15 protein-coding genes are annotated in these 20,752 nt (G+C 54.6%); 5 read left to right on the top strand and 10 right to left on the bottom strand.

Annotated elements, in window-relative coordinates; translation table 11 throughout:
- Nucleotides 1–31: 31 nt before the first annotated feature.
- Complete coding sequence (locus A3OW_RS0110550) at nucleotides 32–700, bottom strand: TetR/AcrR family transcriptional regulator (RefSeq protein ID WP_232422362.1); 669 nt, start codon at nucleotides 698–700, stop codon at nucleotides 32–34.
- A 332-nt stretch (nucleotides 701–1,032) separates the two neighbouring features.
- Between A3OW_RS0110550 and A3OW_RS0110555 the strand changes: the two genes are divergently transcribed.
- Nucleotides 1,033–1,695 (top strand): carbonic anhydrase family protein, encoded by a 663-nt coding sequence (locus tag A3OW_RS0110555; RefSeq protein ID WP_020563411.1) that lies wholly within the window; start codon nucleotides 1,033–1,035, stop codon nucleotides 1,693–1,695.
- 241 nt (nucleotides 1,696–1,936) lie between these two features.
- Nucleotides 1,937–4,726 (top strand): cation-transporting P-type ATPase, encoded by a 2,790-nt coding sequence (locus A3OW_RS0110560; RefSeq protein ID WP_020563412.1) that lies wholly within the window; start codon nucleotides 1,937–1,939, stop codon nucleotides 4,724–4,726.
- 9 nt (nucleotides 4,727–4,735) lie between these two features.
- Here the strand turns inward: A3OW_RS0110560 and A3OW_RS0110565 are convergent, their stop codons facing one another.
- From A3OW_RS0110565 to A3OW_RS0110575, 3 genes are all read right to left on the bottom strand, one after another.
- Entirely contained in the window at nucleotides 4,736–5,854 is a 1,119-nt protein-coding gene (locus A3OW_RS0110565) for a GNAT family N-acetyltransferase/peptidase C39 family protein (protein WP_020563413.1), read from the bottom strand.
- A complete protein-coding gene (locus tag A3OW_RS0110570) occupies nucleotides 5,851–6,951 on the bottom strand; it encodes a DUF2817 domain-containing protein (RefSeq protein ID WP_020563414.1) in 1,101 nt (366 codons plus the stop codon). Before A3OW_RS0110570 ends, A3OW_RS0110565 begins: the two co-directional genes overlap by 4 nt.
- Before the next feature lie 156 nt (nucleotides 6,952–7,107).
- Nucleotides 7,108–8,451 carry an ATP-binding protein gene (locus A3OW_RS0110575; protein ID WP_020563415.1) on the bottom strand — a complete coding sequence of 448 codons (1,344 nt, stop codon included), beginning with the start codon at nucleotides 8,449–8,451 and terminating at the stop codon, nucleotides 7,108–7,110.
- A gap of 189 nt (nucleotides 8,452–8,640) precedes the next feature.
- Between A3OW_RS0110575 and A3OW_RS0110580 the strand changes: the two genes are divergently transcribed.
- Nucleotides 8,641–8,859, top strand: a complete 219-nt coding sequence (locus A3OW_RS0110580) for a hypothetical protein (RefSeq protein ID WP_198291308.1) — start codon at nucleotides 8,641–8,643, stop codon at nucleotides 8,857–8,859.
- Nucleotides 8,860–9,105: 246 nt separating this feature from the next.
- Here A3OW_RS0110580 and A3OW_RS0110585 read toward each other — a convergent pair whose 3' ends face one another.
- Nucleotides 9,106–9,789, bottom strand: a complete 684-nt coding sequence (locus tag A3OW_RS0110585) for an SDR family oxidoreductase (protein WP_020563417.1) — start codon at nucleotides 9,787–9,789, stop codon at nucleotides 9,106–9,108.
- 180 nt (nucleotides 9,790–9,969) lie between these two features.
- Nucleotides 9,970–10,296 (bottom strand): exosortase system-associated protein, TIGR04073 family, encoded by a 327-nt coding sequence (locus A3OW_RS0110590; protein ID WP_020563418.1) that lies wholly within the window; start codon nucleotides 10,294–10,296, stop codon nucleotides 9,970–9,972.
- Nucleotides 10,297–10,642: 346 nt separating this feature from the next.
- Between A3OW_RS0110590 and A3OW_RS0110600 the strand changes: the two genes are divergently transcribed.
- Nucleotides 10,643–11,827, top strand: coding sequence for an LBF_2804 family protein (locus A3OW_RS0110600; RefSeq protein WP_020563420.1), 1,185 nt, complete (start codon nucleotides 10,643–10,645; stop codon nucleotides 11,825–11,827).
- Between the two features lie 56 nt (nucleotides 11,828–11,883).
- Here A3OW_RS0110600 and parC read toward each other — a convergent pair whose 3' ends face one another.
- The 4 genes from parC to A3OW_RS0110625 form a co-directional block, all read right to left on the bottom strand.
- Nucleotides 11,884–14,109 carry a DNA topoisomerase IV subunit A gene (parC, locus tag A3OW_RS0110605; protein ID WP_020563421.1) on the bottom strand — a complete coding sequence of 742 codons (2,226 nt, stop codon included), beginning with the start codon at nucleotides 14,107–14,109 and terminating at the stop codon, nucleotides 11,884–11,886.
- A 402-nt stretch (nucleotides 14,110–14,511) separates the two neighbouring features.
- Nucleotides 14,512–15,522: a glycosyltransferase family 4 protein gene (locus A3OW_RS0110610; RefSeq protein ID WP_020563422.1), complete on the bottom strand. Its 1,011-nt coding sequence runs from the start codon at nucleotides 15,520–15,522 to the stop codon at nucleotides 14,512–14,514.
- 215 nt (nucleotides 15,523–15,737) lie between these two features.
- Entirely contained in the window at nucleotides 15,738–17,339 is a 1,602-nt protein-coding gene (locus A3OW_RS0110620) for a glycoside hydrolase family 57 protein (RefSeq protein WP_026223490.1), read from the bottom strand.
- 5 nt (nucleotides 17,340–17,344) lie between these two features.
- Nucleotides 17,345–18,289: a DUF4912 domain-containing protein gene (locus A3OW_RS0110625; protein WP_020563425.1), complete on the bottom strand. Its 945-nt coding sequence runs from the start codon at nucleotides 18,287–18,289 to the stop codon at nucleotides 17,345–17,347.
- A gap of 359 nt (nucleotides 18,290–18,648) precedes the next feature.
- Between A3OW_RS0110625 and glgX the strand changes: the two genes are divergently transcribed.
- A complete protein-coding gene (glgX, locus tag A3OW_RS0110635) occupies nucleotides 18,649–20,724 on the top strand; it encodes a glycogen debranching protein GlgX (protein WP_020563427.1) in 2,076 nt (691 codons plus the stop codon).
- The last annotated feature ends 28 nt before the right edge of the window (nucleotides 20,725–20,752 follow it).

Here is a 20,752-nt window from a genome sequence, read left to right on the forward strand (position 1 = left end):
GTGGAGCCCATTAAAAAATAATTCTCGGGGGTCAATGTCGGTTTTTTTTCGAACCCGTTATACAGGAAAAAACCAGATCTTCAAGGAAATCAACGATCTCCAACTCATCTTTGTGATCGCCGAAATCGGTCAGCGACGGCAGGTTGTTCATGAAATAATTTTGAAAATGCGCCATTTCGATGATTGTGGAAGCGAGCGATTTCGGGTATGGATAAGTCGGGCTGCATTCCAGGATCATGTTGCCGAGGATGGCGCACAGATCTTTATAGGGTTTGAACAACTGGTCCTTGTTGTCTTCCGAAACCCGCTTGGTCAAGTAAGTCTTCGAGCCTTCCGTGATGATGATCTGATGCAGCAGACTTTCATCGACGTATCCGGTGTTTCTGTCGTCTTCGACAGAGGAAGCCAGCAGTTTGATCACTTTCTTCAGCTTGACCACGGGATCTTCGATGTTATTGGTCTGGAAAACAACCTGATATTCCAGCCAGCTCCAATACCAGGCCACGATGTAAATCAGCAGCCGGTGCTTGTTTTCGAAGTAGCGGTAAATGCCCGCCTCGGTGGTTCCGATGTGCCCCGCCAGTTTTTTAAAGGTAAACGCTTCGAAGCCGTGTTGGTGAATCAGCTCGATGCTGTGACGAATGATCTTCTTCCCCAGTTCGGACTGCTCGGGATCCCGGAGAAACAATTTTTCATTCATTTTTATCTGCAACTGTATTTCCATAGCCACCTGATTAGCTTTTTCGATTGAGCAGCTCAGCAAAGCGGTTGTTTCAGCAAGACTAGCCGGACCTAAAAAAATTATACTTGAAAGCATTGCATTTTACAAAGATAGTGTTACTATCTTTTTAATTAACAAAACTATCGCATCGCATCCCTTAGCCATGGAGACAAATTCAAACCCATCTTATCCAGTGCAAATATACCACCGGAGCCGGTTCTGCTTTTCTATCCTGCTTACGGACGAGGACTCCGAACACGCTGCGATTCAGCCCCCGCAAACCCTATTGACACCAAGACAAGAGTACCGAAATGAAAACACTGACCAAAGAAATGCAAGCTGCCATAACGCCCGGAATGGCTCTGGAATTACTGAAAGAAGGCAACAAACGTTTCATCAATAATCTCAAGGTCAACCGCAATCTTTTGCAGCAAGCCAACGAAACTTCCGACGGCCAGCATCCGTTTGCGATCATCCTCAGTTGCATCGATTCGCGCACTTCGGCGGAACTCATCTTCGATCAGGGACTGGGCGATATTTTCAGCGTTCGCATCGCCGGCAACATCATCAATGAAGACATTCTGGGCAGCATGGAGTTTGCCTGCAAAGTGGCCGGCTCCAAGATCATCGTCGTCCTGGGACACACCCGCTGCGGCGCCGTGAAAGGCGCGTGCGATCATGTCGAAATGGGCAATCTGACCGCGTTGCTGACCAAATTGCAGCCGGCGGTTTATGAAGAGAAGACTGAAATCGAGAACCGAACCTCCGCCAATGACACCTTCGTGGAGAAAGTTTCGGTCATCAATGTCAAACGCACGGTGCACGGTATTCAACAGCGCAGCCCGATATTAAAGGAAATGATCCAAAGCGGCGCGATAGGGATTGTCGGCGGCACGTATGACATTACGACCGGGATAGTGGATTTTTATAACGACACGCTGATCATCAATGAAAACAAACAACGAGCCGATTGAAAACCTCACAATCCGTTCGGAATCAAACGCTGTGGACCACTTGAAGAAATAAAGGGACTGCAATGCGCTATCCCGGTAAACGGGATAGCGCCGAACAGTGAAATTCCACTGCCGGCTTCTCGCACTTGCTGATTCCGTGCACTTTTTGCAAATGATATGAGGGTAATTTTTGAAATCAGGCGCAAGCCGTTAAAGCCAAGGAGCTTTTCAGCATTTACCCATCACCTTCCGGGCTACTGCTATGAACGAAAATTTTCAACGAAACTGGCATGAAATGACCGAGGCGCAGGCGTTTGAGAGTCTTCGCGTCGAGATATCGGAAGGGCTGGCTCATGCCGAAGCCGAAAAACGAAAGCAGATTCATGGTTCGAACCGGCTGACGACCAAGAAAGGCAAGAGTCCGCTGATCCTGTTTTTATCGCAGTTTCATGATTCTCTCATCTATATTCTGCTGGCCTCCGCCTTAATCACCGGTTTTTTGAAATCGTGGCTGGATGCCGCCGTTATTTTCGCCGTCGTGTTTCTGAATGCGATGATCGGTTTCATTCAGGAATTCAACGCGCTGCGCGCGATCGACGCCTTATCGAGGGTACTCAGCATCAGTGCGGCCGTGCTGCGGGACGGTTTGCGCAAAGTGATTCCGGCGGCGGAACTCGTACCCGGCGACATCGTTTTTCTGCAATCCGGCGATAAAGTTCCGGCGGACCTGCGTCTCATCAAGCTGCGCGACCTGCAGATCGACGAATCGGCACTCACCGGTGAATCGGTACCCGTCGAGAAACGAACCGGCCGGCTGCCGGGAAGCACGGTATTGGCCGAACGCAGCAATATGGCTTATTCTTCGACGCTGGTGACCTTCGGTACCGGCATCGGACTCGTAGTGGAAACCGGCGATCATACGGAACTGGGCCGCATTAATCGGTTGATTGCCGAAGCCTCCGATTTGGAAACCCCGCTGACCCGAAAAATACGGCAATTCAGCCGTCTGTTGATGTGGTTCATTTTAGGCCTTGCCCTGGTGACTTTCTTGGCAGGATGGTGGAGAGAACAGGAAGCGATCGACAGTTTCATCGCCGCCGTCGCTCTCGCCGTGGCAGCCATTCCCGAAGGCCTGCCGGTGGCCGTGACCATTACCCTTGCCATTGGGGTAGCGCGCATGGCCAAACGCCATGCCATCATCCGCAAGCTACCGGCGGTCGAGACACTGGGCAGCACAACCGTCATCTGCTCCGACAAAACCGGAACCCTGACCCAGAATCAGATGACCGTGCAAGCGATTTACGCCGCCGGTCAGGCCTACGAAGTCGCCGGCTCCGGCTATGAGCCCCGGGGCGGGTTCTCCCAGGACGGAATTCCCGTCGAGCCCCGGACCCGGCCGGCCCTGATGGAATGTCTCAAGGCCGGGCTGCTTTGCAACGATGCGCGCCTGGCAGCCGGAAACGAAGGCTGGGAGCTGGAAGGCGATCCCACCGAAGGCGCCTTGCTGATTTCCGCGCACAAGGCAGGCCTGGATCATGCCGATCAGGCGCAAGCCCATCCCCGCATCGATGCCATTCCCTTCGAATCGGCCCACCAGTTCATGGCGACTCTCCATCACAACCAGGCAGCGGACGCCTATCATGTCTATTTAAAAGGCTCCGTGGAAAGCATCCTGCAGCGCTGCGATTCGGCCCTCGACACTAATCTTCGGAAAACGCCCCTCGACATTGCGGCCGTTCATGCCCGGATTGAGGCGATGACGGCAAAAGGAATGCGCGTGCTGGCTTTCGCCCGCGGCGAACTGCCTCAGGACCGCGCCGCCCTCGAACACGCCGAAATCGCGGAAGGACTGAGTTTTTTGGGATTGCAAGGCATGATCGACCCGCCCCGCCCCGAAGCCGTCTTAGCCATTGCCGCGTGCCGGACCGCCGGAATCCGCATCAAAATGATCACCGGCGATCATCTGGGAACCGCGGTGGCCATTGCGCGGCAAATCGGTCTGGTCGGTGCCGGAGGCGATATCGGCGCCCTCGAAGGGAAAGCACTGGCCAATGTTCCGGAATCCGCCCTGCCGGAGATTGCCGAGCGCACCTCGGTATTTGCCCGGGTCGCCCCCGAACAGAAACTCCGGCTGGTGGAGGCCTTGCAGGCGCGGGGTCATATCGTGGCGATGACCGGCGACGGCGTCAACGATGCGCCCGCGTTGCGGCAGGCCAATATCGGCGTCGCCATGGGGATCACCGGCACCGAAGTGTCCAAGGAAGCAGCCGCCATGGTGCTGACCGACGACAATTTCGCTTCCATCGCCGCGGCGGTCGAAGAGGGCCGTGGCGTTTACGATAATCTGATAAAGTTCATCGGTTGGACCCTGCCCACGAACATCGGCCAGGGTCTGGTCATACTGATCGCGGTGTTTGCCGGCATCCCGCTGCCCATCCTGCCGGGTCAGGTATTGTGGATCAACATGACCACGGCCGTGTTTCTCGGATTGACCCTGGCCTTCGAAGCCCGTGAAAGCGACATCATGCAGCGCGCGCCGCGCGATCCCGAGCAACCGATTCTCACGCGCCACCTGATGTTTCGCACGGTACTGGTCGGTCTGCTTTTGACCGGGGGCGCCTTCGGATTGTTCGAATGGGAGCTCTTGCATGGAGAAAGCATCGAAAAAGCCCGTACCGCCGCCGTGAATATGTTCATTATCGGACAGACTTTTTATCTGCTGAATTGCCGTTCTTTAACCCGGTCGATATTGTCTCTCGGCCTGTTTTCCAATCCGTGGCTATGGCCTGGAATCATCGGCATGTTGCTGGCGCAAGCCGCTTTCATCTATCTGCCCATGATGAACTGGCTTTTTCACAGCGAATCCATCGGCAAGGACGAATGGCTGCTGACCGTGGCAGCCGGCCTACTCATCTATTTGATCATAGGATTGGAGAAGTTGATTAACCGGAGAAGAGCCTATCGTCCTATTCCGGTTTCCTCACAACCGAAAGCGTTTGATCACGATCAGAAGCGTGCGAAAGGAGGCCGGCTTCGTACCGATAAACGTTAAAGAGGCTATCTAATCCGGCCAGAGGACCACTGCCGTACGCAGCCGGCTTTTGCCAAAACAGGACATTCTGTCGAAATCTTCGCACGCAATGGGAATGAACTGGCAATCAAGCTCGCCTTTGCGCCCCTCTTCCGGGTCGGGATCGTGCATATACAGACAATCGTTATCGAAGCCGCTCATCACGACCCAGTGCGGCGCTTTTTTCTTGTCCAATTGGTAGGTGCTGATCAGGATCAGCGGAATGGCCCCCGCTTTGAAGGCGTTGATCAGTTCGTTTTGAGTCACATCGATATAATGGACGTCGACACCCTGCTCCTCGGCTTCCCGCTTAAAACAGGTATCAACCAATTCGACCACCTGCTTTTTTTCATCATTACGCACGCTGTCGACGAACAGGGTGTCTCTCCGGTTAATCCAGACATCAACCTTAAATCCGCGTCTTTTTGCAGCAAGCGCCAGACCGATCGGGTGGCAGCCGCCGTGGCCGGAGGTCATGAAAATGGTGGTCGCTTCCCGCCATAGATTGATTTCTTCTTCGATCGAAGGCTGATAACTGTTGTTGAGTCCGTGCATGGCCATCATCAGCGCGGCCGGCCCGCAGGTAAAAGGCGTAGTCTGCCTTAACCAGTGCACGGGCCGGTGCTGGAGCGTATCGTGGTAGTGTCTGATGCATTTCTGAAACCGTAACGCGTCCTTGTGGTTTTCATAATAATCCCGGTAGATGCCGAATTTTTGAAAACCCAACGTTTCGTACAGCCCGATCGCGGCGACATTGTCGACGCCGACTTCCAGACGCAGATAAAGCCGCCCGTCGTCAATGGCGGCCTGCTCGCCGGCCGACATCAACAGCTTGGCGATGCCTTCCCCTCGATACGGAATAGCCACTGCCAGCGAATAAATTCGGGCCAGACGGGTTCCCGGATGATAAATAATAAGGATATAGCCGGCAAAACGGCCATCCACTTCGGCTACCAGGATGGCGCGATGATCGGTGGTGATCCAGTGCCGGAAACTCCGCCGGCTCATCCGGTCGGTATCGAAACTGACGTTTTCCAGTTGCACCAGATCCTCGAGATCCGACAGCCTGGCAGGCCGGATCAGGATATTGCGGCTGTTCGTTGCGCTCATAAATTCCTTATAGCTTGAGCCACGACTTGCCGCGCCCGGAACAGCACCATTTCCTTCCAGGCCTGATCGTCGGGGCAGAAATGCCGGCGCATGAGCCGGCTGTGATCCAGGCGTTCCCGCATGTTGTTCTGGCCCGCCCAAAGCTGATGATCCTTCAGCAGGACCTCGAACAATTGATCGGTGCCGAACGTACCGAACTCCAGCGTCACGTAACAACTGCGCTCGTTCATGACCGCATGCCAGGCGTAATCGAGCAAACCGGTCTTCGGAACCGAACTGGAAGTGCCGAGCAACGGCAGGGTAACCGAATCGCCGTAGCAGCGGAGAGACGCGGCCGTACCCGGACTGTCCGGATTGTGGTCGCAGATGATTTCGCCGTACCCATAAGGCCCGAGTCCCGTATGCACGTCGATCACCGCCAAGTCCCGCTCCCTCAGGGCATAGGTTTTGATCAAATGTTCGGTGACCAGGCGGCCATGAGCCGGTTTGCGGCCGCCATAAAACGGACCTTGCAGATCGGTGTACTGGCCGGCGCTGATGGCTTTTTCCAGCGCTACCCGGCCGTGCGCTTTTTCGTATTCGACGAAAATCAGTTTTCGTCGCATGGCATCGTCTGAAAACAAGGCGTTCCTGAGGCATTCATAGCCTGGATTCTCGGGCAGCCGGCCGGAAAAATCGACGATGTTGCGGTTGAGATCCACGCCATCTTCATCGCAGCGGCGCAGCCAGGCGTACCCCCAGGGCGTCAGGGCGTGAACCAGCAACAAGGCGGTATTTTCGGGAAGGGAGATTTTCCCGGAGGTCAAAAGATGCAAATGATCGATCTGTACGGCGCTGCCGGCGAATCCCTCGATGCCATGAGTCCCCGCGAGCACGACGACCACCCGGCGTGCCTCCTTGTCGCCGAACCAGACCGTGTCGGTAAACAGGGGGCTACCCTCAGGTCCGGTGCCCTGGCATTGGTACGGGCGATATTGCTTGGCATCGGCCGGTAGCGCGGACACCAGAGCCAGCCAGCGCTGCCGGGCCGCTTCATAATGAGCCGGAAAGACGTCCGTATCGATGGCGGCAAAAGGAAAACCGTTGAACATGAGCATTCACTGATTCGATGATTAAAAACCGGATTTTAAACGAAACGAACGATTCGTGCCTCTGTACGCGCTTATCTTTTGTAGATTTCCGCTCCCGGCTCAGAACTTGAATGGCCTGTCGCCGCAGCCGGCCCGACCGGCGGGCATTCCTCCCGACTTTGATCAAGGCAGGTAAACGCTCCAGACCATGCCGCCCAGCGTCTTGCTCTTGCCTCCCTCCAGCGTGCCGCCCAGCAATCCGATCAACTCATTGACCACCGCCATGCCGATGCCGTGCCCATGAATATTTTCATCGGCACGCACGCCTCTCTTCAGAATTTCCGACAGTTTATCCTGAGGAATGCCGGGCCCGTCGTCTTCAATGAGCAACAGCAACGAAAAGTTGCGCCGGTTTCTGCGCACGTTGAGCGTCACGTCGACTTTCACCGTCTGCCGGCACCATTTGCAGGCGTTGTCGAGCAGGTTGCCGATGATTTCGTAGAGATCGCCTTCTTCGTAGCGGATAATGCTGGAACTCGGCACCGACAATTCGAAGGTCATGCCTTTATCGATATACACCTTCGCCAGCGACGCGACAATTTTGTTGATGATGATCGATACGTCGACCGCCTTGATCGTTTTATGCTCGCCCTTGGCGGCGGCGCGTTGCAATTGGTACTCGACGATCTGATCCATTCGCACGATCTGTTCCTGCACGGTATCGCGATGGCCGTGAAAGGATTCGATGCAACCGTGCAGGATCGCAAGGGGCGTTTTCAAGCTGTGCGCGAGATCGGCCAGCGTATTCCGGTAGCGGTCCAGATGCGCCCGTTCGCTGCTGATCAAGGCGTTGAGATTGCCGGCCAGGCCCTGCAGTTCGGTCGCATAATAACCATCCAGCCGGATTTTCTCGCCTTTTTCTATCGCTTCCAGGTCTTTCCCGATCATCCGGAGCGGCTTGAGGCTCCAGCGCAACAGCATGAACTGGATGACGATCAGTACGATGCCGATGATCAGCAGCCAGAATCTCAAGGTATCGTTGAACCGCTTGACCTGATGGCTGACGAACTCGCCGTCTTCGGCTACCGTGAAGATGTAATCGCGCTCCACGCCGGCTACATTCTGCCACAGAACACGATAGTGAAAGGCATAGCGGTTGTTCTTGACCAGCTCGAATACATACCCGCCCGGATTCAATTCGGGCGCAACGAGCACGTCCAGGCCGATGGCCGAAGGCGAGTGCCATATCAATTTTTTCTTGTCCTGATGAATGAATCCGTACAGCCCGGAGCCGGGGTTGGCGAATCTCGGCTCGGGCAGATTGGCCGAGATGGTCAATTGTCCCGAATTGTTGAGTTCGGCCGCGGACAGCAGGGAATAAACCTGAACCTGCAATCTTTCCTTTAACGCTTCTTCCGCGCTTTCCAGAAAACTCCGCTCAAGAACCACGGCCACCAGCGCAAAGAACGCCGCCAGCACCAGCCCTTCCGAAGCCAGCAACCGGAAACTCAATGATTTCGTCTGCATGGAATATCCGAATAAAAATCGTTGAAAAGTAGAAATTTCCGGCGCAGTCTCTTCATATCACCGGAAAGGGATGGCCGAAACAAATACCATCATCCTTTAGGTCCGCCGGCTACGCAAGCCCTATCGAAACTCATACGGCGCAACGGATTGGTTTAAGGGGGAAGCGGGACGGAATCCGAACGAGGCGCATTGGAGTTATGGTTCGGAACCATGGGCAATTGCCGACGCGACGAGAAAATTTTCCATTCTCCGGACGAAAACCGTTTTTTCGAAATACCGAGGGATGATACCGAAGCCGTCGGCTTCGACAAACAAGACGAGGGGGGTGTCGGCAACCGTTCGCTCTTGGACGCGCTGACCGTCAAGGGCACTGTGAGCAATGAGGGCCGCCCGTCGAAGAGCACTTGAGGGGGGATTGAACGGCTGCCGAGGTTTATTCTATGACCTAAACCTTTCAATAACCTTTCAGCCGCTTTTAATAAGACAATTATTCTTTTTACCTTGATGCCAAACATGCCCGAGTTTGAATCGTCGGGCCGGATTTCTCAATTTCATCAAACGGCCGCGTGATTTCCGAAAAAAAACATCGTAATTCAAAAAGCAACGTCCTTTGACCTGAGAAAAACCGAAGCGGCTGCCGATCCGAGACTTAGCTTACCACGGCAGGCTCGATCCGTCGTATTTTAAAAAAACGCCGCTTTGCTCAAAAGTAAAATCTTCAATGATCCGGCGCATGCCGGCAATGCTCTCCGCCGGTTCTATCAAAGCATGTTCTCCGCCCATGTCGGTCTTAACCCAGCCGGGATGCAACAGAACAACCCCGATGCCCTGCTCTTCCAGATCGATGGCCAGGCTTTTCATCGCCGCATTCAGAGCCGCCTTGCTGGTACGGTACATAATGCTGCCGCCGCTGCCGTTGTCGGCAATGCTGCCCATCTGGCTCGTGATCGAGACGAGCAACTTTTTTTCCGAGCGTTTAAGGTGGGGCAAAAAAGCTTCCGCCATTTTTACCGGTGCCTGGCTGTTGATCTTCAACGCCTGCGTCCAGGCCTCATAATCCAGATGGCCGAAGGCATGGCCGAGACTGTCGCCGTAGACCCCCGCATTGTTAATGAAAACATCGATCGGGGTGTCCCGCAGTGCCAGCGCCAAATTATCGATCCGTTTGAAATCGGAAACATCCAGGGCATGCACGGACACTCCGGGCAATTCGGCCAGACCGACCGCCGTATCCGGATGCCGGCAGCAGGCCAGAACGCGCCAGCCGTCCGCTGCATATTGCCGGCAAAACTCCAAGCCCAAACCCCGGTTTGCACCGGTCACCAATACTGTCGCCATGGTATGCCTCTCATCTTTTCTGCCGGGCCATAAGACCCGAGCCGTCTTTTACTTTAGAAATGGCCTGCTTTGAGAGGCATGGACCCAAAACAATACGCCCAATGGCCTCTCCTACGACAGAACCTTCACACCGCCCTGAATCGGGCAGGGCGATACTGTACCCTGCCCGCTCCAAGACCGTTAGAAATAATCCCAGGGATATTCCGGACTTAGGATGGGACGATAGCCTGCCGGCGCCGGAAAAGGTGCCGAGACAAACTCGTAAACGCCGATCAGTTCACGGGCCACAGTCATGCCGAGCCCCTTGGCCAGGCCCACCGGAACGCCGACCGCGCCTTGCGCCCGGGTTTCCTTGACGATGTTGCCCGGAATCTCAAGAAATCCGCAGGTCATTCCGGCCAGGCCCCGGCCGAATTTTTGCGCTGCCGTATGTGCGCTCGCTTCCGCCGACATCCCGATCGCCATCACGGCAACAATAACCATTGTGTAAACACGTAATTTTTTCATCGGTTTCTCCTTAATATCAAATAGATTTTTGTTATTGCTATTACACCTTATCGCCCTGCCATTATTTCATTCCCTCATGTTCCTGAAAAAATCCTGCACTGCTTCCGAACGAACTCACGAGAGAATGAAAAACAGGAGTATAGTTCTTTTTATCCTGAAACGGCTCTTTCACTTGAGGCGTGCCGTTCAATAATTTTTTCCGTAATACCCAAAGAAATATAAAAGAGCCCCAAAAATAATCCTTTTTTGGGTCCAAGCGTAATCATTGGACCAGCAGGCCGTATTTGCCGTTCATTCTCCCTGCTTTTACAATAGTGTCGATTAACGAATCCAGCTTTCTTCAAGCATGAATAAATCCAATCGCTACCGCCGTGAAAACAGGACGGGATTCCTCGAGCACATCGGCGCCGGTTATTACCGCCGGCTCGCCGGCAAAGCCGGAGACGAAACCGGAACAAAGACGCAGCCCGAAGAAGATAACTCCGGCGACGAAGCCCTGCATTTTTTAGCCGAGATCATCACCGACTACGCCGCGATCATTGCTTTCTGCATCGGGGCGGCTTGCAGCGTTCCGGCGGTCGTGCTGGAGTGGCGCTATGCCGGGCACCTTTCGGCCTATCATTACTTCGCCTTGCAAGCCGGCATCGGCCTGATCTTTCTGCTGATCGAACTCGTCCTGCTGTTCTGGCTCGGCTTGAAAACCGTGCACAGCGTCGCCTGTCTGACCCGGCACCACCGACTGGAAGACTCCGGCCTGATGCCCTGGGACGATACCGTCGCCAACCTGCTGGCCCGCGCGGCGCTGGAATTGCCCGATCCCGTGGTCAAATACCTCGGCATCGACCCGATGAAGTACGTTTCCAGGCCGAAGCTCCTGCTCATCGGCTTTCTTTATAAGCTCAAGGTCTTCCTTTCCAGCTTCGTGATCCGGGTGATTCTGACTCGCCTTGCGGGACGATTCGGCTTGCGCGCCAGTTTCAACTGGGTGGCGATTCCGGTCACCGCCGTTTGGGATGCGGTGGTGATGTACCGGGTCGTGCGGGAAGCTCGTCTTCGCTTGTTCGGCTACCGCCTCGCCGAATACCTGACCGAAGAAGCCATTACGCCCGATGTTTCCTCGCACTTGTCGCTGAAGGCGCAGGAAGGCGCGGTTCGAGCCATCGCCACGATGATGGTGCTCACCCAGAATCATCATCCGAACATGCTGATTCTGCTGCACCGGTTCAGCGAGCGTTTCGCCGTCCGGGACCGCGCCGATTTCGACGACTGGGAAGTTTTTCTGCAGGTGCTGCACGACGTATCGCCCGACGAGCGGCTGTTCCTGCTGGACTTGCTGTGCATTGCCGCCGCGTTCGACGGTCATTTGTCGCCGCTGGAGAAACGCCGCCTGCCGGAAGCCTTCGGCAGCGATACGGCTCATTACATGGAACGGATCACGGCATTGATCGATTGCCTGTCAAACGGCCGTCTGCATCAGGCGAAATCCATTTGCCGGCTTCACTCCGGACTTTCTGCGGCAACCGGTTCATAACAGTACTGACAAAGGGACGAGCGCCTCCGTCCCATCGCTGAACGAAGGCGCCACGGTTATTCCCAATCGAGCCCGTCCACCCGCTGGAATCCGCGCGGAAGAACGGAGCCTCGCTGCGCCCGGCTGCCCGAATAATGCTCGATGTCCTGCCCTTTCATCGTCAACTGGCGCTTGCCCGAAGTGACTTTCAACTGCCCGTGCGCAGGCATGGCTACCGCTGCGACGACGGCATCCTTGCCGGAAGCCAGATCGGCCGAGGGAATCTGAATCAGCTTGTTGCCCTTGCCTTTGGCCAGTTCAGGGATTTCCGCAGCGGAGAAAATCAAAAGACGCCCCTGCAGCGTGGCGACGGCAATCAGATCGGTTTCGCTTCGCATCGGCGCGGGCTTGACCACTTTGGAGCCGTCGGGCAGCGAGATCAATTGTTTGCCCGCCTTGTTCTTGCTGAACAACTCCTTCAACTGAACCCTGAAGCCGTAGCCGTAATTACTGCACAATAGATACCAGTCTTCGGGATTGCCGGCCAGAAGATGCACGAACAGCGATCGGGGCGGCGGATTGAGGCGTCCGGTCAACGGTTCGCCATGGGTTCTGGCCGAGGGCAGATCGTGCGTGGTCGTGCTGTAGGCACGGCCGGTAGAATCGAGAATATAGACAGGCTGGGTGGTCCGGCACCTGGCGGCGTCGAGAAAACCGTCGCCGGAACGGTAGTTCAGGCTGTCGACGTCGAAATCGTGCCCTTTCGCCGCCCGGATCCAGCCTTTTTGAGACATGACGACCGTCAGCGGTTCGTTGCTGATCAGCGCCGCCGTTTCCATCGGCTGAGCCGCTTCTCTCTCGACGATGGGCGAACGGCGATCGTCGCCATATTTCTCGGCGTCGCGCTCCAGTTCCTTCCGGATCAGCCTATTCAGCAGCCTGGGGGAACCCAGCGTCTTTTCGAGCGCGGCCCGCTCCTGTTGCAGTTCGTCCTGTTCGCCGCGTATTTTCATTTCTTCCAGCTTGGCCAGATAACGCAGCTTCAACTCGAGTATCGCTTCGGCCTGGACGTCGGTAATGCCGAAGCGGGCCATCAGCACCGGTTTCGGGTGCTCTTCGGTGCGAATGATCGCGATGACTTCGTCGATGTTGAGATAGGCGATCAACAAACCTTCCAGAATATGAAGGCGCGCCAGTACCTTGTCCAGCCTGTGCTGCAACCGTCGCCGGACCGTTTCGGTGCGGAAGGTCAGCCATTCGACCAGAATCTCCCGAAGATCCTTGACCTTCGGCCGGCCGTCCAGGCCGATCATGTTGAGATTGACCCGGTAACTTTTTTCCAGGTCGGTGGTCGCGAACAAATGCGACATGACCGCATCGACGTCGATGCGTTTCGATTTCGGTATCACGACCAGGCGAGTGGGATTTTCATGATCCGATTCGTCCCGGAGGTCCTCGATCATCGGCAGTTTTTTCGCGAGCATTTGCGCCGCGATCTGTTCCATCAGTCTGGCTCCGGACACCTGATAGGGCAACGCGGTGATGACGATGTTGCCGTCTTCCTGCTCGTATCGGGCGCGCATTTTGACGGAGCCGCCGCCGCTCATGTACATTTTCCGCAGGTCGTCGGCGGAGCTGACGATTTCCGCATCGGTCGGAAAATCGGGACCTTTGACATGAGTGAAAAGCTGCTCGATCGAGCTGTCGGGATCGTCCAGAAGCTGGATGCACGCGGCCGCGACTTCCCTGAGATTATGCGGCGGGATGTCGGTCGCCATGCCGACGGCGATGCCGGTGGTACCGTTCAGCAGCACGTTGGGCAGCCGGGCCGGCAGCAGCTCCGGTTCTTTCAAAGTGCCGTCGAAATTGTCGGTCCATTCGACCGTGCCTTGTCCCAATTCGCTCAACAAGGTCTGCGCATAAGCGGTCAGGCGCGATTCGGTATAGCGCATCGCGGCGAACGATTTCGGGTCGTCGAGCGAGCCCCAGTTGCCCTGGCCGTCGATCAGCGGATAACGGTAGGAAAAATCCTGCGCCATGAGCACCATCGCTTCATAACAAGCAGTATCGCCGTGCGGATGGTATTTGCCGAGCACGTCCCCGACCGTCCGGGCCGATTTCTTGTATTTGGCCAGCGCCGTCAGGCCCAGCTCCGACATCGCGTAAACGATGCGCCGCTGCACCGGTTTCAAGCCGTCGGCGATGTTCGGCAGCGCCCGGTCCAGAATTACGTACATCGAATAATCGAGATAGGCTTTCTCGGCGAAATTCTTTAGCGGCAGTTGTTCGAAATTATCTTGCATTCCCACGTGTAATCTAATCCTCCGGTAAGGTCAGGGTATTCGTAAAAGTCTTCGGGCTTTGTGCGCTCGAGAGGTCATCGGAATGAAGCCTCTCTTACTCGATTAAGTATATGATTGGCCAAAAAATCGTATAGTTTATCTGATCGTTGGTAAAAATCGGCCCGGTTTTACCGGGAAGGCTCAATTCTATTTCTACGATTTTCTAATCATTGCCCGAATCCTTCGAATCGATAAAGTATTGTACATTTTTTTATAAAGGACTCGCATGCGATTGGGCAAATCCTGTACCCAGGCGCGCGTTCAATGCAAGAGTGAAGGTCCGGCGGTTGCTGTAAAAGAATAACCCGGAACGGAAACCGGGTCTTTTCAGGCAGGAGATGCGGCTTGATGCCACGAACCGATCTATTGAGAAACGGAAACCAGATTATTGAAAAACTGCTCGGTGCACTTCGCCCAGGAATAGTTCAGCGCATGATTTCGGCAATCCCCGGCATCCAATTGCAGCGCCTCGTTAACCGCTTTTTTCAAATTATCGTCGAGCTTGCCGACTTTGTCGTTGATGATGACGTCCAAGGGGCCGGTGACCGGAAAGGCCGCCACCGGCACGCCGGATGCCAGGGCCTCCAGCATGACGATGCCGAAAGTATCGGTACGGCTGGGGAATACGAATACATCGGCAGCGGCCATGTATCGAGCCAAAGGTTCTCCTGTCTGAAAGCCGACAAACACCGCATCGGGAAATTTGCTTTTAAATTCTTTCAACTGAGGGCCGTCGCCCACTACGAGCTTGGTACCGGGCAGATCCAGCTCCAAAAAGGCTTCAATATTTTTTTCAACGGCTATTCTTCCGGCAAATAAGGAGATCGGGCGAGGCCGAGAAATAAAGTCTTTATCCCGCGGACGATACAAATCGGCATCGACGCCGCGCGACCAGCGCACCATCCTGTTTTTGAATCCCCAGCTCTGCAAATTGGCTTCCACCGACGGCGTGGCCACCATGACTTGTTGCGCCGGCGCATGAAACCAGCGCAAATAGCGATACCCCCAGGCCATCGGAATTTTAAAACGCAAATGCACGTATTCGGCAAACAAGGTATGGAACGATGTGGTAAACGCCAGTTTTCTAGCGAGACAGTAGCGCCTCGCCGCCACGCCTAGCGGCCCTTCGGTGGCGATGTGAATCCGTTGAGGTTTAAATTCGTTCAGTTCCCCGGCCAGTTTTTCATAACAGGCCACGGCCAGTCGAATGGAAGGATAAGTAGGGCAAGGGATGGTTTTAAATTGATCCGGAGTCACCAGTTTGACAAGATGTCCCGATTGTTCCAGAAGCGTACAGGTGTTTTTAATGGTGGTCACGACACCATTGATTTGCGGATGCCAGGCATCGCTGATGAAGGCTATTCTCAATGTCATATTGTTTTCTGCCGGATAGTGGATGGAAGCAACCCTGCCCTATCCGTATCCGTCGGTTATTCCGCTGCTTTCCGTCGGAATTCCCGGCATTCGGATCGGCATGATTTATTGCCGACTGTCCATGCTATAGAACAAATATGACTGTTTAATGAAAAGTTTTCTTTTGCTTTCGATATCGCCTATCCTCACTCTGACGGGCCTTGTCGCCTTTGTCGTCAACAAGCTGCCTGCGGGCAATAACTCCTGAAATCGAGGTCCGGAAAAATGTTGTCCATGATTTCCAGCGCCGTCAAGTAACGCTCGTCGATAGTGCCGTTTCGGAGGCTGTCGTAAAGATAATGGAATCTCGCCAGATGGTCGGTAATCCGTTTGTTGGCGTAGTCGATGGTGGTTCCCGATTTCATGATGAAGGGCCAGTCGGAAGCCTGCGCCAGCAATATCGACCGGACGGCCTGGTTCAATGCCCTTTCCTGCAAAGGACTGACCGAGATTCCCCGCAATTCGGCGACAAAATTTTCCATTATTGAGCCGGCTTTATGCAAATGGGGATAGATCCAGTCGTTGCTTTCATTGATCCAATAACTGTAATACCCTTGATCGCCCCAGGTTGAAGCCGACGGCGTCGCCGTCTGCAGCGGCGCCGATTGATCCAAATAATTGCTGCAACTGACCGTCCGGATTCCGTTATTTGCGTCGCCGACCAGTCTCAGTACGTGCTCCAGCCAATGCGGACCCTCGAACCACCAATGGCCGAAGAGTTCGGCATCGTAAGGAGCGACGATTATCGGCGTTCGATCCATTTCTCTGCTTAAGGCCTCGATTTGCTGCCGCCTTTTGTCAATGAAATCCTGAGCATGCAGCCTGGCCTTGGCCAGGGCCTGCCGGGGCCGATAAATCTCCTTGGCCGGACTCTCGCCCGTTACCCGGTGGTATTTGATGCCGGTATTGATCCGGGTCTTCCCTTCCAGCAGATACGGCGCCAGATAAGTCAGATCCAGATCGAAGCCGATGTCCCGGTAATATTCCCGGTAGTCGAAATCGCCGGGATAACCCTGCCTGGAACTCCAGACCTGCTGCGACGATTCGGGATCCCGGCCAAAAGCCGCCACGCCGTTACCGCAGTCCAACGGCGCATAAACCCCGTTTTCCGGAGGCTCGCCGGCATTGGTGAGACTGTGCGAGTCGACAAAAAAATAGCGGATCCCGGCATCCTTCAGGATGTTTTCCAGGCCCGGATAATAACCGCATTCCGGCAGCCAGAAGCCGGCAGGAGCAAAGCCCAGATTGGACTTGAACGTGTCGATGCCGACCTGAATCTGATTCCGCACCGCGGTTTCACTCATGCTGAGCAGGGGCAGAAAACCGTGCGTGGCTGCGGTCGTGATCAATTCCAGACGGCCTGATCGTCGATGCTCGTCAAACGCCGACAGTACATCGCAACCATAGCGATCCTGATAAACGCTCAAGGTTTTGAGAAAGGCGCGGCGGTATAGGCGCGCCAATTGCTGAAATTCCGGCTGCTGGCGCGTTCTGATGATTTCTTTTTCGGCCAGCTCCAGCAACCGGTGCAAATGCCGCACGTACCGGCTTTGCAATAATTCGTCGCGCAGCATGGAAATCAGCGTCGGCGACAGCGAAAGCGTCAGCCGATAGTCGACCTTGTCCTGCCGGAGTCGGTCGAGCACGGCGAGCAGAGGAATATAACACTCGGTAACGGCTTCGAACAGCCAGTTTTCTTCAAAAAAACTGTCGTGCTCGGGATGCCTTACATAAGGAAGGTGGGCGTGCAGAATAATGCCGAGAAATCCTTTTGCCATGGAAGTTAAATGCTTTCCTTGATTCCGAGGCCGGAGGCATTTTTCCATGGAAAATGGGTATCTTCGACCAAAGCCGGTTCCGGAATCAGTTGTATTCCGATGTCCCGCTCCTTGATGAGGTCGATAAACCGAGCGATCAGTTTTAAAGGATATCTGTTCCTGTCGACCGGATGCAGAAAATGAAGTTTGGCATACCACCCCTTGCCGATAGGTTGCCGTTCCGGTTCCTGAGTGGCGAGAAGTAGATCCATTAATCCGGATGCTGCAAAGCTCTCTTCATTCGTATGGGACGGAACAGGCAGACTCCCTTTCCGGGCAGCCGGTAATCTTATGGCGTTTCCCTCTTGGCCGCTTCTTTCATCCTGATCAGGGACGGAGATGATCTTCGAGTGCCCTCGAGGCACCCGTATAGGGTTCGAGCAAGCGTACACATCGAAGCCGTGATTGGGCAGCAATTTACCGAGCGCCGCCGAATAAGCGGCATCGTCGAGCGGTAACCGCACTTTTTGACGGGCATTCAGTTCACGAATCGGCACGTCGAACCAGACGTTCGAACGGCTGTCCCCGGAACTGCCGTGCGGTAGCCAGTAAATGCGAAGGATCAGGTCGTTTCCGACCGATGCCTGCGAGCGGGTCTGTCCATTGTTCGGGCCAATGTTCCAATACGCGTATAAATGATAGGGATCGACCGGTAAGAGAAAAAGCTCCGGTTTGGCAATTTCTTCTTTGGGAGGAAACCTCAGGCTGATTTCCCGGCTGATTTCGTACAACTCTTTCGCGGTCAGCCCCTTTGCCGCCTGCCACGGCTCCTTAAGGCTTGCTGTCAAATTCCCGGAAGATCTCCGGGAATAAGCTCTGACATCCTCCCGCTCGAGAAAAATGTCCTCCGCAACGAGCGAGACTTTGCTCGGCGCAAACCTGAGATTGATTTCCTGACTGATTTCACGCATTTCTTCCGGAGTAAGCTTAATTCGGGATTTCTGTCTCGCCTCTGAAAATGTCATTACCAGCCTTGAAGATCACCTTAATTACCTGGACTGTTCCTGTTTCCCTACCAAAGCAGAGACCGCCTCTCCGTCTCCGACGCTGGTTTTGAATAGAGGACTTCTCGGTGTAGAGATGGAAGATCCGTGTTATTATCCGCTCGGTTGCAAAAACTGTACCCTTTGATGATTTTTTTTGCAAGGCATTTTGGTGATCGACTATGCCCCGCTTGTCGCCTGCAATGCGCCTCAAAAAAATATTGACAAGTCTGTTTAACAAAATAGACTTTTCCATTCCTTTTAATTTATTGCATAAATGCCGGGACATGACGAAAAAAGAATATAAAGTAAAGCACGGAAATGCTTATCCTCCGGGGGCTAAAGCCAACGGAGGCGGCGTCAATTTTTCCATATTCAGTCGCCATGCCACTTCCGTGGAGCTTTTACTTTTCGAATCGGTCGACAGTAAACAGCCTTTTCAAACGATCAAACTGAAAAAGGACAGAAACCGGACTTTTTTTTCCTGGCACGTATACGTCAAGGATCTCGCTCCCGGCACCTGGTATTCCTGGCGGCTGGACGGTCCCAACCACGTCCGGGAAAGCGGCTTGCGCTTCGACAAACAGAAACTTCTGGTCGATCCCTGGGCAAAAGCGGTCAGCGACAAACATTGGGACCGGGGACTGGCCTGTCTGCCTGGGGACAATAGCCTCGCGGCCATGCGCGCCGTCGTGGTGGACGACCATTACGATTGGGAAGGCGACAAATGTCTGGCGATGAGAAGCCAGAAAGTCATCATTTATGAATTGCACGTGGGCGGTTTTACCCGGCATCCTTCCTCGGGCGTTAAAAACCCGGGCACCTTTGCCGGACTCATAGAAAAAATTCCTTATCTCCAAAAACTGGGCATTACCCATGTCGAACTGTTGCCGGTCATGGCCTTCGACGAACAAGACGTTCCTGCCGGAACCGCCGCCCTGGGACTAAAAAACTATTGGGGCTACAGCACTCACAGTTTTTTCAGTCCGCATCCCGGTTTTTGCGTTACGCCCGACCAGGGTTCGCATGTCAGAGAATTCAAGGATCTGGTCAAGGCGCTGCACAAAGCCGGCATCGGCGTGATTTTGGACGTCGTCTTCAACCATACCGCAGAATCCGGGCCCAACGGACCGGTCATCAACTTCAAGGGCATTGCCGGCAATATTTTTTATCATCTCGATTATCATGATAAAACCATCTTTCTGGATTACACCGGTTGCGGCAACACTTTAAACGCCAATCACCCGCTGGTAGCCCGGTTCATCATCAGTTGCCTGGAATACTGGGTCAGAGAAATGCACGTGGACGGTTTCCGCTTCGATCTGGCCAGCGCCATGGCACGCGGCGAAGGCGGAATGGTGCTGCACGATCCGCCGGTGCTCTGGGGCATCGAATTATCGGAACAACTGGCCAAAACCAAGCTGATCGCCGAAGCCTGGGATGCCGCCGGGCTCTACCAGGTGGGCAGCTTTCCCGGTTATCGCTGGGCGGAATGGAACGGCCGGTATCGGGATTCGATCCGGCGGTTTGTCCGGGGGGAAAAGGGCGTCATTCGGGAAGTGGCGACCCGAATCTGCGGCAGCAGCGACCTCTACGAAGACCAGGGCCGCCTGCCGATCAGCGGCATCAATTTTGTCACCTGTCACGACGGCTTTACCTTGTACGACTTGTTCAGTTACAACGAAAAGCATAACGAGGCCAACGGCGAAAACAACCGGGACGGCTGCAATCACAATCTGAGCGACAATTGCGGCGTGGAAGGCAAAACTAACAAACCGGAAATATTGAAGCTTAGAAGGCAACAGGTAAAAAACGTCTTTGCCATCGTGCTGCTCAGCCAGGGCGTTCCGATGCTGCTGGCGGGCGACGAGTTTCTGCATAGCCAACACGGCAACAACAACTGTTATTGCCAGGATAACGATCTTACCTGGTTGAACTGGGACATGGCCCGGCAAAACGCCGACATGCTGCGTTTCGTTCAGCAGATGATCGCGTTCCGGAAAAGGCATAATTCCCTCATGCGCCGTAATTTTCTCACCGGCGACCCGATCGAGGACAATCACTTGCCGGACATCTCCTGGCAAGGCATCAACTGGGACGATCCGGACACCCGAACACTGGCCTTTACTCTGGCCGGAACCGAGGTTGACGAACCCGACCTTCACGTCGTAATGAATATGTCCGACAGTATCCAGTTGATCGAACTGCCTTATATCCAGGAGAAAGTATGGTGCCTGGCGATTAACACCTCGTTGCCTTCGCCCCAGGACATTGTTCCCAAGGAAGAGCAACAGCCGATCGCCAGGCACCGCTATGAAGTCAATGCGAAGTCGGTCGTGGTTTTTGAAAACAGAAGCGGCTGAGCCGCCGACAACCGGACAATCGCGCCGG

The sequence above is a fragment of the Methylosarcina fibrata AML-C10 genome (assembly GCF_000372865.1).
Taxonomy (GTDB): domain Bacteria; phylum Pseudomonadota; class Gammaproteobacteria; order Methylococcales; family Methylomonadaceae; genus Methylosarcina; species Methylosarcina fibrata.